Source organism: Gracilibacillus marinus (assembly GCF_042651725.1).
Classification (GTDB): domain Bacteria; phylum Bacillota; class Bacilli; order Bacillales; family Amphibacillaceae; genus Gracilibacillus; species Gracilibacillus marinus.
Map to the genome: position 1 here is coordinate 39,546 of NZ_JBHSDV010000005.1, position 12,646 is coordinate 52,191.

Consider the following 12,646-nt stretch of genomic DNA (forward strand, 5'->3'; position numbering starts at 1 on the left):
AATCCTCTCTCTTTAGTTTTTATCTAAGTTTTTTTCGATTTTTTCAATCAGCTCAATTAACTTATCTACATCTTCCACAGAAGTTTCTTCCGGTTTCAATTGATCTAATTGCTCTAGAAATCGTTCTAATTGTTCTCTTAATACGGTGATTTTGTTGTTTTCCATTATGCAAAGGCCCCTTTATGCTATTTACTATTCCATTGACAATAGTAATGGATTTTTATTCGATTGTCTACTCTACCATAATAAAGCAATGCAATAAACAAACCTTCTCTATCTATTCTCATGAAAGAATAAATAAAGAAGGTTCTATTTAAAAATATCCATTTCATTATTAACTTGATTTGTATGAAAATGCTACATGATTTTCAATTGGTATAAATGCTCCTACTTCTTGTTTTGTAACATTTTTAATTACTAAGTTTTTTTTAGAGCCTTTCAGTTCTAAATAAACTTCACCAAATGTTACATGACCTTTTTCTTGTAAGACGGGCGCATATGCCTTTAATGCTCCTACTTTGTTTACTGCTACATCATATGTTTGGCTTAGTTTCGTTCCTTTACCATATGTTGCATGGAAGGTGAGCGGAAACGAGTGTTTTTTCTCAGCTTCACTAATAATCATCTTCATAATCTGGTCTACTTTCTGTGCTTTAACAGTAAGTCCACCTTTTACATGCTTCTCTTCTTTTTGATCATAGTGAACACTGACAGGCTTGTCTCCACCATAATTGTTCACTTCATTCACATTAATTAATTGAAATTCCCAGTTTACTTTTGATTCAACTGACTTGTAATGTAGTGGCCAATGTCCCAAAAATATATTTCCACGATAGCCAAGTGCAATAGGTGATGGTTTGATTGTGGTTTCATTCAACATCTTAATCAATTCTTCATTATCTAACTTCATATCTATTGATTCCATTAATTCCTTTGTTTGCTCACTTGGCTCCATCGTACTTTGTTCTTCTTTTAATTGTTTTGACGTGTTCTGTAACTCAATCGAAACGACATGGTTCGGAATTTTACTTTCATCTTTTGCTAATAACGGTAATGTGCATATACAAAAAATAATTACGGCAAAACTGATTACTTTTCTCATCACATTCAACCTTCCTATAAAGTCTTTTGTTTATAGTTTGAGAAAAGTAATCAATTTTATTCGTAATTACTTATTTAATGGAATAATATCTAAAGATTCTGTAATCTTCACTGAATCTTCTATCGTTCGAATCATGGAGCAATTCTTTCTGGCAATTTCTAAGCTTTTTTCTAATCTTTCGTTATTTAACTGATACCCTTTCACAATATAGTTCAAATGTAGGGATTCGATTCTGTTTGCTTGATCAGGGTTTCTATTTACCTCTACTTCAATTTTTAAATCATCAATCTTGATTCGTTTCTTCTCTAGTATTTTTCGAAAAACTGAAGCACTACAACCTACGATGGATGCAACCATTAATTGAAATGGACGATACCCATAGTCTTCATTACCTGAAATATCTAGTTCTCCATATGCCAACTTTGTTCTAACGCCGCCTTCTTTTAAATAAAAATCCATTTGAATGCCTCCTTTTGTTGTTTAACGTTACCCTTATTTTGCCTTACTATGCTAAAAAGTCAATCAAAAATCCTTACAATATTTCATACTAGTGCATCATTCATTGATAAAAAAAACTCCTTATCTAACCATCATTCTCGGCTAGATAAGGAGTTTAAATTATCATTCATAGGATTATTCTTTGACATACCTGCTAAAACGCAATTCCATTCTTTCTTGAATGAATGCAATTATAATACATAGTGGCCAATAAATGAGTGCAACTAATATATACATCGTTAAAGAATCAAATTCTCTACCACCTGCAATTTGTGCTTTTTGAAAAAGCTCTGGAACAGTTATAACAGCCGCAAGAGATGTTGCTTTTACTAAATCTAAGAACACGTTCGTTAATGGCGGCATCGCAATACGAGTAGCCTGTGGCAAGATTATTTTCGTCAATGTATGCCAATACGTAAAGCCTAATGCTTTCGCTGATTCCCATTGCCCTTTTGGTACACTATTAATGGATGAACGAATGACCTCAGCGATATATGCAGCACTATTAAGACCAAAACCTATGATTGCAGCAAAATATGCAGAAAGTGTAATCTCCACCATTGGTAATCCATAATACAAAATAAATAAAAATACTAGGATAGGTGTTCCTCTCATAAATGAAATATACACCCTCGCAGGATACCTTAATAAGACACGGTCTGAACTCCTTGCTAAAGAAATAAATAACCCTAACATTAGACCGATTCCCATTGAGACAAACGATACCGCAATCGTCATTGGTAACCCACTCAATATAAACGGTAAATTTTCGATTGCTAATGATACATCAAAGAAATTTTCTAACAATTAATCTCACACCTTAAAGTTCGATTCCTTCAAGTACTTCAATCTCTTCATCTGGTTTCACAGAGGCATCTTCTTTGTAAAATTTAATTGCTAATTCAGACAATGTTCCGTCTTCTCGCATTTCTTTTAATACAGTATTCATCTTTTCTTGTAATACTGTAGACTTTATATCCATTGCTGCTGCTTGTTCTGTCGGATGGAACTTCAATTCTGGATGTAACATAATATCGAATTCTGGAAATGCTCCCACTCCAAATTTTGATAAATAATAATCATTCACAATCACATCCGTATTTCCGTTGTCGACGTCACGTAAATATGCTTCATTTGGTGCATTTCCATAAGTAACTACTTCCGCACCAAAATGCTCAGCAATTTGACTGTAAATCGTTGTTGCTCCTCCACCTGCTTTTTTCCCTTTTAAATCTTCTAGTTTATGAATGCCTGAATAGTCATCTTTTCTTACAACCATTGTTGTGTATGAATATTTATATGGTTCTGTAAATGCAAACTTCTTTTTTCGTTTCTCTGTTGCTTCTATATCATTTGCTGCCACATCAATTCTACCGCTTGTTATTGCTGGCAACATACTATCAATTCCCATTATCTCGAATTTAACTTCCAAACCTAATCTTTTTGCTACTTCACGCATTACTTCTACATCATATCCTGTTAATTGATCTGATCCCTCTTCATATGTAGAAGCTCCAATTAATGTACCTGAAGTACCTACAATTAATGTACCTCGCTCTTCAATCTTCTCCCAAAGCGCTTTCGCTTCATTTTGTTCTTCAGCAGATGAGGCATTATTATCCCCTGTGCCACATGCAGCTAAGAATAATACAAAACTTAACATGAATAATGTAACTATTTTTTTCAAAATCGCCACCCCTTTTGTATTGTTATATATTTTTCCCTTAATAAAATATAACAGTTTAATTCTGATAATTCAACGTTTTATTATTCTGTTCTCTTAATTGTATAAAACTGTTATATATTCAAATCTAAATATTGGCCTATTGACATTCAAAATTATTATTTTATAATTAGATTAATTATTAATTTAAAATAATTATAAATAAAAGAGAATGATTATTATTATCAAATGAACCTATTCTCAATTACAAAATGGAGGTGTTGCTTTATGAGTAGTCACATAAAAACGTTTTTCAGTACTGTAACATCAAATCACGAACGCCATCATTCCACATTTGTTGCCATTTTACTAAAGCATAGCGAGCTCATCTCAGCATTGATTAGTGGTCTACTTATCTTAGTTGTTTTTTTGTCCAAAGAACACTTGCCTACTTTTCTTTTCTATACACTCATGATTTCCGCTTTTGTTGTCGGAGGGTTTCACAAAGCTAAAGAAGGTATTCAAGAAACTGTATCTGACAAGAAATTAAATGTCGAGTTATTAATGATCTTTGCAGCAATTGGAGCATGCATTATTGGATACTGGTTAGAAGGTGCCATACTAATTTTTATTTTCTCCTTAAGTGGAGCATTAGAAACATATACAGAGAATAAAAGTAAGAAAGAATTGAAAAGCTTAATGAATTTGCAACCAGAGACAGCTCTTTTGGTGACACAACAAGGTACACAGCTTGTAGAAATAGCTGCATTGAATGTTGGTGACCATATCTTTGTCAAAGCAGGAGAAAAAGTGCCAGTAGATGGAACCATCATTCACGGATCCACAGCAATCGATGAAAGTTATTTAACCGGAGAATCCATTCCTGTTACAAAAGGAAAAGATGACGCGGTATTTGCTAGTACAATCAATTTGAACGGAAGTATAACAGTTGTAGTAGATAAATTACCAACAGAGACACTTTTTCAAAAAATTGTTCATTTAGTACAAGAAGCACAACAGTCAAAGTCTCCTTCACAAGCTTTTATCGAGAAATTTGAGAGCAGCTATGTAAAAATTGTTTTTCTTATTGTAGGAATGATGATGGTGTTACCACCTTTTCTATTCGGATGGTCATGGCAAGATACTTTTTATCGAGCAATGATTTTATTAGTTGTCGCTTCTCCTTGTGCACTAGTTGCATCCGTTATGCCAGCTACATTATCAGCTATTAGCAATAGTGCAAAAAATGGAATCTTAGCTAAAGGCGGGGTCCATTTGGAGAATCTTGCATCCATTCAAGCAATTGTTTTTGATAAAACAGGTACACTAACAAATGGGACACCTATTGTAACGAATCAATTATTTGCTGAGCATGTTAATAAAACAAGAATCATTCAAATGGTATACACAATGGAAAAGCATTCTAATCATCCTTTAGCAAAAGCATTAATCACTTGGTGTGAACAAGAATACAATGTAGAGACTCTTTCCCTTAACAACGTGACACATGTGGATGGTTTAGGTGTTAAAACAATGGTAGATGGGGAAGAATGGCGAATTGGTAATGCTATTTTTGTCGGAAAAGAAAAAGCGGAAGATTTCTGTCAACATTTACAAAATATAGCAGCTTGCTCTCATGTCTTTGTCGCTAAGGATGAGCAAATTATAGCAATGTTTACATTACAAGACACCATCAGAGAAGATTCACGTAACGCCATTCATGAATTAAAAGCGTTAGGTATTGAACCAATTATGTTAACAGGAGATAACGAAAATACAGCTAGAGCGATTGCTAATCAACTTGGAATAGATCATTATAAAGCAAATTGCTTACCGACAGATAAGGTAAATGAAATAAACAAACTGAAACAAAAATACAAGAACATTGCGATGACAGGAGATGGTATGAATGATGCACCCGCTCTAGCCACTGCAAATGTCGGCATCGCAATGGGAACGGGTAGTGAAGTAGCCATCGAAACCGCTGATGTCATCTTAATAAAAAATGAACTTTCAAAAATTATTCGAACAATACATCTTTCGAAAAAAATGAATCGAATCATCAAACAAAACATTATCTTCTCGATTGCAGTAATACTCACGCTAATTTTAGCAAACTTTGTACAAATGCTCGATTTACCATTAGGAGTTATCGGACACGAAGGCAGTACCATACTCGTTATTTTAAACGGATTAAGACTATTATCTAAAGCGGAAACGCCCGTTTAGAAACGTAGTGGCTGGTGTGAATCAACAGAAATAAAGGAATCACGGTGAGGTACGAACCGATGATGAGATTATACTCATCATCATAAGTACGACTAAAGCTAGACGACACCCATTCCAGCTATATAAATTTTTCCCCACAAACAAAACAAACCCAGAGCCACCACGTTTCTAAAAGGCAACTTTGGGTTTGTTATATTTTATTTGCATGCATTTAGGTAACTTTTCGTCTTCTTTTCTCTACAAGTGCATTAATTTCTCCACCAATTATGATAATCATCGCAGAAAGGTAGAACCATAACATTAAAATAATAACCCCACCTAAACTACCATATGTAGCAGAATAATTGCTGAACGAAGAAACATAAAAAGAGAACGCAAGTGATGTTAATTGCCAAAACACTGTGGCAAAAATCGCACCGATATACACATGTTTGAAATATACCCGCTTACTTGGCGCTAATAAATATAGTGCTGATAGAACAATAAAGAATATTACTGATGAAATCACCCATCTTAATGTACCCCACACAGAAATAAAATCTTCTGACAATCCGATAAATGAGAAAAGATATTCTCCAATTGCTCTTCCGAATACAGGTAGTAATAATGCAATAATAATGACAAATACCATTGCAATCGTTAATAAAATAGAGATTCCTCTTGCAACAACGAAAGAACGTTTTTCATCAATATTGTACGCATGGTTAAATGCACGCATCAATGCATTAATTCCGTTTGACGCAGACCATAATGTACCGATAATACCAATTGAAAGTAAGCCACCATTCCGTCCATCCATTATTTGGCTTATATTCTCATCTATCATTGTCACAATTTCTTCAGGTGCATAGCGAGAAATGAAATTAATCATATCTAAATCACTAAATGGCAAATAAGCGACCAACGTAACTAAAAAAATCATAAAAGGAAATAACGAAAGCAAGAAGAAATAGGATAATTGAGCAGCAAGGCCTGACACATCATCATCACCGATGCGCTTAAATAGATCTTTAAAGAATGTTACAACAGGGCGATTAGATACGCTTGTTGTTTTCATTTCCTTTAACTTTCCCTGTGACATTCTCCAACTGTTTTAACACTTCAGTAGTTTGAGCTAGACCTGTTGTTAATTGCTCTGAGCATTTCTCATAATTTGATTGAATCATTTGAACAAATTGCGAAGGATGTTTTGCATAATATTTTACATTTACTTGTGTTTGTTTACACTTAATATTCACGTAGTTTCTCGTATCTTTATCCAAAAGACTAAGTGCGCCTCCTGCTAATGCTCCGATTACCATTCCTCTTATTAATAATTTTTTTCCCATTTGCCATCACCTTTCTCTAGTTATATCTGATGTTGTTCTTTGATATACGCATAGAGATGTTCACAACCTTCTGTTACTAACTCATACGTATAATCAAAGTTTTTCGTGAAATATGGATCCGGTACATTTTGCTCTCTCGGCTGCTCCACGAAATCCATTAATTTCTTTACAACTGTTTTTTCACCTTTTTTGCCTAAGCTAGCTAAGTCATTCATATTTTGCTCATCCATTGCAATAATATAATCAAATGTTTCTAAATCTTCTTTCGCAATTTGTCGTGCTTTTTGTCCTTCATAAGAAATGCTCATCTCATCTAATTTAGCTCTTGTACCGTGGTGTGGTTGTTTGCCAATATGCCAATCTCCCATTCCAGCAGAATCAATCTGGAATAATTCTTCCTGTCCATTATCCTTTACCATCTTACGAAATACCGCTTCTGCCATTGGTGAACGACATATATTTCCTAAACAAATAAATAATACTTTAATCATATAATACCACCTAACCTTTTCTCTTAATCCTGTTTTTGAATAAATTAGCTCATTAATGTACTTTTGTTAATTTTTCACTTATTTCTTCTGCAGCTACTGGCTTGCTGTATAAGTACCCTTGATAGTAATCACATGCTTCCTCACGAATGAATTGTAGCATGTTCTCTCCTTCTACCCCTTCAGCCACTACTTTTAAACCAAATGTATGACCAAGTTGGATCATTGCTTTAATTATTTCAGCACTTCCTGCCTCGATAAACAGATCTTTCAAGAAGGACTGGTCAATTTTCAAATAGTTTATCGGGAATTTCTGCAAATATCCCATTGATGAATAGCCTGTACCGAAATCATCAATTGATAAAGATATTCCCATTCTTCGTAAAGCTCTCATTGTCTCGATGCAGTCTTTCGTGTTCTGCATGACGCTATTCTCTGTTATTTCTATTTCTAAATAGTTTGGATCCATTCCAGTCTCTTCAACAATTCGCTCGACCTTTTCCAAAAAGCCTTGTTGTTGGATTTCAAGTGCGGATACATTCACTGCAATAATGACAGGTTCTGCCCCTTGCTCTCGCCATCTTACAAACTGCATACAAGCTTCTTGTAACACCCATTCCCCTATTTGATGGATCAAACCGATTTCTTCAGCAATAGGAATAAATGTAGCTGGAGATATTTTTCCTTTTTTGCCATGTTCCCATCTGATAAGCGCTTCTACACCTATAATTTCATTTGTTTCTACATCTACTTTTGGTTGATATGCTAATTTAAATTCATTTAATTTAAATGCTTTTCGGATATCTGATTCTAATAACAAAAGTTCGTCATATGTTTCGCGCAATTCACTATTGTATTCTAATATTTTATCTCCACCATTTACTTTCCCATAATGGAGTGCAATACTCGCTCTGTTAATATATTCTTCCGCTTTATTTGCAGGCTCATCAAAATAACTGACACCAATTGTTGCAGTAATACTAAAATCATGATTAGCAAGAATAATTGGTTGTCTAATATGAAACAATATCTCTTCAGCAAATGTGTGTAAATCTCTTTCCTCTTTTAATATTAAAATAAATTCATCGCCACCTAATCGATAAAGAATCATATCGTCATCTAAGAGGCTTGTAATTCGCTCTGTAATGATTTGAATGACTGTATCTCCTGACAATTGACCTAAAGAATCATTAATTGCTTTTAGCCGGTCTAAATCGCATAAAAGTACCGCATACGGGCGCTTTTCATATTTGTTATGTATATATCCTTCCATATCTTTCATTAGTTTATGACGGTTTGGTAAATGTGTTAAGGTATCGTGTGTAACAATATGCTCGACATGTTTCTCTGTAAATTCAAATGCTGTCACATCAATAGATGAACCAATTACTTCTACAATCGTATCTTCTTCATAAATTGGTGATAGCATTGTATATAAATGCACACCTTTTAATTCATGATGAAACGATTGATCATATCCTTTGAATGCGAGCTCTAATTTGTTACACAAATCAGTAATAATCTCTTGATCAAAATCCATCTTGTTGACACCTAATTGCAATCCTAATTGATTCACTAACTTACCTTCTAACATTGTAAATACAATCTCATCATTCATTCGCTTTATTTTAAATAATATATTCGTCATTTGCCGAAGAGATGTACGACAATTCGTAAAATGTTCTTCAATTAGTTTGTTTATTTCTTCTAGTTCTGAAATGGCATGATTGTCTGTACTTGATGCGATTAGTTTTTTTATTCGGTCCATAACAATAGATTCATTTACACCTGTGTCTACTTTTTTTATCTGCATGTTCTTCACCTGTCGCATATATTTCTCCTACAATCTCTCATCTGTCTATATATTGTCGGAGATGTCTTGTTCCATTGGTATTGTATTACTCGTTAGATTTACTTGGTGTAATGATCATAAGATGTGTATCAACTTTGTTTCATGATTCTTTTTTGGAATGTTCGTTTTACATTTTCAGACAATGAATCAATATGTATGTATACTTTCATTCTTTCGATATTCGCTTTATCATGAAATAAACAGTTGAATATATCATATGATGTTATTTTATGCTTTGCTTCTTCTATCTTTTCTAATACATCTGTATTGGATACTACACCCTCTTGTAACACCCGGAAATAAACTCCACTAAACCCAGTTAAGGTTACTCGTGCAGGTAAGTCTTTTAATTGCTGATATGCCGCTATTTTGTAGCACGGTTGTCTAGGTTGAGATACTTGAATAATCGCAGTTCCTAATTGAAAAACATCGCCAATGTATACGTCTTTTTCTGTCAATGTATCGATTGTTATATTTTCGCCAAAAGATGGGTACGTAAATGTTCGATGATACGTATTTTCCCAGTATGGATAATGGTTAGCAGAATAGAGTAATAAGGCTTTTTCTTTTCCACCATGATTCTTTAAATCTGCTTGCCCGTCTAATGTAAAGCCATCATATTTTAAGACGCATGGCTCATTTGTTGGCGTTTTTATAATACCTGTATGCACTTCTTTATCTCCAAAAAGATATGTAGATGGTTTGCCCATATTTAAAGAAGCTATTTCATATTTCATTCATACGCTCCTCTCACTTTTCTATTTCATTATACCTAATTATGAAGGAATTTTTAACATTATATTCATATAAAGTTTATAAGATGTATAATCAACCGTCATAATTCGATAAAAAATGTTGAATAATTATAGTATGAATACTGTCATTAGTAGGATTATTTTATGTAAATAAGGAATAATAATAGCAACGTTGGAGGTCTCACATTATGTTTTCAAATACCGAAATAGGAATTGATTTAGGAACAGCAAATATCTTGATATATACAAAGTCAAAAGGAATTATTTTAAATGAACCAGCAGTTGTTGCATTAGATACTAGAACTGGTGATGTAATTGCAGTTGGTGAGGAAGCCAAGAGTATGATTGGAAAAACCCCACAAAATATTGTTCCTGTTCGCCCATTAAAAAATGGCGTGATTGCTGATTTTGATGCAACAACACAAATGTTAACAGCTTTTTTGAAAAAAGTAAGCAAAAAATCAGGGATTTCTATGCGTAAACCGAGTGTGGTTGTGTGTACACCATCTGGAAGTACCGCTGTTGAAAGAAGAGCAATTGATAATGCAATAAAAAGTTTTGGTGCGAAAGAAGTACATTTAATTGAAGAGCCTATTGCTGCTGCGATTGGTGCTGATTTACCAGTTGCAGAACCACAAGCAAGTATGATTGTAGACATTGGCGGTGGTACAAGTGAAGTCGGCATTATCTCATTTGGTGGTGTCGTAACAAGTAGATCTGTCCGTGTTGGTGGTGACCACATGGATGAGGAAATAATCCAATATATTAAGAAACAATATAATGTATTAATTGGAGAAAGTACTGCCGAAAAAATCAAAATGGAAATTGGACACGCACTTGTTCCACACACTGAACAATCAATGGAAGTAAGAGGACGAGACTTAGTTACAGGACTACCGAAAGTCATTACAGTTAAATCAACAGAAATTCAACAAGCAATTAAGGAAGTCTTAGAAACCATTCTTCAAGCAATTCATGATACATTGGAAAATTGTCCACCAGAATTAAGTGGGGATATTGTGGATCAAGGAATTACCATTTCGGGTGGTGGATCATTGCTTCACAACATGCAAGAGTGGTTATCTGAAGAAATTCTAGTACCAGTACACATGGCACCTAATCCATTAGAATCTGTAGCAATTGGAACAGGCCGTTCATTAAAAATGATTCAAAAATTACAAAAAGCAGTGAAATAAATAGTAAAAAAGATTAGGACAAAAGAATTCTTTCACCTAAAAAAATCCAAACGATTCGAAAGTTATTTAACGAATCGTTTGGATTTTGTGCGTATTAGAAGGGAAATGAGATAAACTCTGCTTGGTTATGTTGAGCATTTATATGTGCTTGGCACCCGCTCCGGCTTGTCCGTTTCCCTTTCCGTGGGTTTAAACTCTACAATTAATGTAATCATAAAAATCCCATATTGATTATTATTTTGTCTCTAGATTATATATCAAAATAAGCTTCTATCCGTCACAAACCAAAATGCCAATACTCACAAACATGGTAGAACTTCACTAAGCGAAGGCGCACACTCCCACTCCTATGGGACCCTTTTTCCTGAAAATCCACTTTTTCAAGCGATTTTTGCTTGAAAAAGTTAGCTGAAGGAAAAAGTCCATGGAAAGGGGAGTGTGCAAGCCGCAGCGGGATATCCGCACACAATAATTGGTATCATTCGCTTTTTATTTAAAGAACAATATTTACATTCTAAATTTTTTAATTATTCCCCAAACGTCCATTCCACTAAACTATCAATAGCAAAAGTTGGTTTTGTTTCGAGTGTTTGTACTTCTTCTTTTGTTGTCACACCAGTATGGACAAGTATGGAGTCAATTCCTGCATGAATCCCTGCCAAAATATCCGTATAATAATTATCGCCAATCATGACAGTCTCTTCTTTATTTGTACCTAATACTTCTAAAGCTTGTTCCACAATAATAGATTCAGGCTTACCAATAAATATAGGCTTTACTCCTGTTGTAACAGATAAGACCGAAATTAAAGACCCCGCTCCAGGTAAAAAGCCTCGTTCTGTCGGTAATGCTACATCCCCATTTGTTGCAATAAATGTCGCACCATTTCTTATATTCAACGCACCTTTTGTTAGTTTTTCGTAAGTAATGTCACGATCTAATCCCATTACAACATAATCTGCGTTGTCTTCTGCAAACGAGAATCCTGCTTCTTCTAACGCAAGATGTAGACCATCTTCTCCTATTGCATACACAGTCGCATTCGCTTTTAAGTCACGTATGTACTTCGCTGTAGCCATACTTGTAGTAAATACATGGTCTTCCGTACACGGTACTCCCATTTCTACTAATTTATTTGCTACGTCTTTCGGATGTTTTGTCGAATTATTTGTCAAAAATAAATAAGGTAAACCTTTCTGATCCAATTCTTTTACAAAATCAATTGCTTCTTCAATTTTTTCTGTTCCTTTATACATTGTTCCATCAAGATCAATTAAGAATCCGCGATATTTTTTCATATTTTCCTCCTAAATTTTTTGAAAATTCTATGTATTTTATTTGTCATTTTTTGAATAAATGATAGTATATATTTATGACAATTTCGTCATTGTGACTATTTATATGTTATCATGTATAATTATTAAAGAAAACATCTCTTATTTTGCCAAATAATTTATACTATATAATAATTAAAGTAGTATAAACGAAAGAAACACATCCATATATGTGTTTCATTTATGATTCTAGTATATCGT

The 12,646-nt window shown here is 33.9% G+C and carries 13 protein-coding genes; 2 read left to right on the plus strand and 11 right to left on the minus strand.

Translation table 11 applies throughout. The features are described from left to right. Positions 1-12 precede the first annotated feature (12 nt). The 5 genes from ACFOZ1_RS13755 to ACFOZ1_RS13775 all read right to left on the minus strand — a co-directional run bounded on the left by ACFOZ1_RS13755 (position 13) and on the right by ACFOZ1_RS13775 (position 3,287). A complete protein-coding gene (locus ACFOZ1_RS13755) occupies positions 13-165 on the minus strand; it encodes an SE1561 family protein (RefSeq protein WP_390200197.1) in 153 nt (50 codons plus the stop codon). Between the two features lie 169 nt (positions 166-334). Beyond that, a complete protein-coding gene (locus tag ACFOZ1_RS13760; protein WP_390200199.1) occupies positions 335-1,102 on the minus strand; it encodes a YfkD family protein in 768 nt (255 codons plus the stop codon). 66 nt (positions 1,103-1,168) lie between these two features. Beyond that, positions 1,169-1,561: an OsmC family protein gene (locus ACFOZ1_RS13765; RefSeq protein WP_390200201.1), complete on the minus strand. Its 393-nt coding sequence runs from the start codon at positions 1,559-1,561 to the stop codon at positions 1,169-1,171. Positions 1,562-1,735: 174 nt separating this feature from the next. Beyond that, positions 1,736-2,407 (minus strand): amino acid ABC transporter permease, encoded by a 672-nt coding sequence (locus tag ACFOZ1_RS13770; protein ID WP_390200203.1) that lies wholly within the window; start codon positions 2,405-2,407, stop codon positions 1,736-1,738. Positions 2,408-2,420: 13 nt separating this feature from the next. Next, on the minus strand, positions 2,421-3,287 hold the full coding sequence (locus ACFOZ1_RS13775; protein ID WP_390200204.1) for a transporter substrate-binding domain-containing protein: 867 nt from the start codon (positions 3,285-3,287) through the stop codon (positions 2,421-2,423). A 264-nt stretch (positions 3,288-3,551) separates the two neighbouring features. Here ACFOZ1_RS13775 and ACFOZ1_RS13780 point away from each other — a divergent pair, with 264 nt between their 5' ends. After that, on the plus strand, positions 3,552-5,492 hold the full coding sequence (locus ACFOZ1_RS13780) for a heavy metal translocating P-type ATPase (protein WP_390200205.1): 1,941 nt from the start codon (positions 3,552-3,554) through the stop codon (positions 5,490-5,492). A gap of 211 nt (positions 5,493-5,703) precedes the next feature. Here the strand turns inward: ACFOZ1_RS13780 and ACFOZ1_RS13785 are convergent, their stop codons facing one another. From ACFOZ1_RS13785 to ACFOZ1_RS13805, 5 genes are all read right to left on the minus strand, one after another. Next, positions 5,704-6,549 (minus strand): YihY/virulence factor BrkB family protein, encoded by an 846-nt coding sequence (locus ACFOZ1_RS13785; protein ID WP_390200207.1) that lies wholly within the window; start codon positions 6,547-6,549, stop codon positions 5,704-5,706. After that, entirely contained in the window at positions 6,527-6,820 is a 294-nt protein-coding gene (locus tag ACFOZ1_RS13790) for a hypothetical protein (protein ID WP_390200208.1), read from the minus strand. The genes ACFOZ1_RS13785 and ACFOZ1_RS13790 overlap by 23 nt, the downstream gene beginning before the upstream one ends. A gap of 20 nt (positions 6,821-6,840) precedes the next feature. After that, complete coding sequence (locus tag ACFOZ1_RS13795; RefSeq protein ID WP_390200209.1) at positions 6,841-7,311, minus strand: low molecular weight protein-tyrosine-phosphatase; 471 nt, start codon at positions 7,309-7,311, stop codon at positions 6,841-6,843. A 52-nt stretch (positions 7,312-7,363) separates the two neighbouring features. Beyond that, the gene (locus tag ACFOZ1_RS13800; RefSeq protein WP_390200210.1) at positions 7,364-9,139 is read right to left on the minus strand and encodes a putative bifunctional diguanylate cyclase/phosphodiesterase; all 1,776 of its coding nucleotides are present in this window, start codon (positions 9,137-9,139) and stop codon (positions 7,364-7,366) included. A 110-nt stretch (positions 9,140-9,249) separates the two neighbouring features. After that, positions 9,250-9,897, minus strand: a complete 648-nt coding sequence (locus ACFOZ1_RS13805; protein ID WP_390200212.1) for an MOSC domain-containing protein — start codon at positions 9,895-9,897, stop codon at positions 9,250-9,252. Between the two features lie 206 nt (positions 9,898-10,103). On the opposite strand from ACFOZ1_RS13805, the gene mreBH reads away from it, so the two are divergent. Next, a complete protein-coding gene (mreBH, locus tag ACFOZ1_RS13810; protein WP_390200214.1) occupies positions 10,104-11,111 on the plus strand; it encodes a rod-share determining protein MreBH in 1,008 nt (335 codons plus the stop codon). A 527-nt stretch (positions 11,112-11,638) separates the two neighbouring features. Here the strand turns inward: mreBH and ACFOZ1_RS13815 are convergent. Beyond that, positions 11,639-12,409, minus strand: a complete 771-nt coding sequence (locus tag ACFOZ1_RS13815; protein ID WP_390200216.1) for a TIGR01457 family HAD-type hydrolase — start codon at positions 12,407-12,409, stop codon at positions 11,639-11,641. Between the last annotated feature and the right edge of the window lie 237 nt (positions 12,410-12,646).

Excerpts from the sequence above, each read along its gene's own strand:
- ACFOZ1_RS13755 (WP_390200197.1), bottom strand. The coding sequence starts at position 165 with ATGGAAAACAACAAAATCACCGTATTAAGAGAACAATTAGAACGATTT.
- ACFOZ1_RS13760 (WP_390200199.1), bottom strand. The coding sequence starts at position 1,102 with ATGAGAAAAGTAATCAGTTTTGCCGTAATTATTTTTTGTATATGCACA.
- ACFOZ1_RS13765 (WP_390200201.1), bottom strand. The coding sequence starts at position 1,561 with ATGGATTTTTATTTAAAAGAAGGCGGCGTTAGAACAAAGTTGGCATAT.
- ACFOZ1_RS13780 (WP_390200205.1), top strand. The coding sequence starts at position 3,552 with ATGAGTAGTCACATAAAAACGTTTTTCAGTACTGTAACATCAAATCAC.
- ACFOZ1_RS13785 (WP_390200207.1), bottom strand. The coding sequence starts at position 6,549 with ATGAAAACAACAAGCGTATCTAATCGCCCTGTTGTAACATTCTTTAAA.
- ACFOZ1_RS13790 (WP_390200208.1), bottom strand. The coding sequence starts at position 6,820 with ATGGGAAAAAAATTATTAATAAGAGGAATGGTAATCGGAGCATTAGCA.
- ACFOZ1_RS13795 (WP_390200209.1), bottom strand. The coding sequence starts at position 7,311 with ATGATTAAAGTATTATTTATTTGTTTAGGAAATATATGTCGTTCACCA.
- ACFOZ1_RS13800 (WP_390200210.1), bottom strand. The coding sequence starts at position 9,139 with ATGCGACAGGTGAAGAACATGCAGATAAAAAAAGTAGACACAGGTGTA.
- ACFOZ1_RS13805 (WP_390200212.1), bottom strand. The coding sequence starts at position 9,897 with ATGAAATATGAAATAGCTTCTTTAAATATGGGCAAACCATCTACATAT.
- mreBH (WP_390200214.1), top strand. The coding sequence starts at position 10,104 with ATGTTTTCAAATACCGAAATAGGAATTGATTTAGGAACAGCAAATATC.
- ACFOZ1_RS13815 (WP_390200216.1), bottom strand. The coding sequence starts at position 12,409 with ATGAAAAAATATCGCGGATTCTTAATTGATCTTGATGGAACAATGTAT.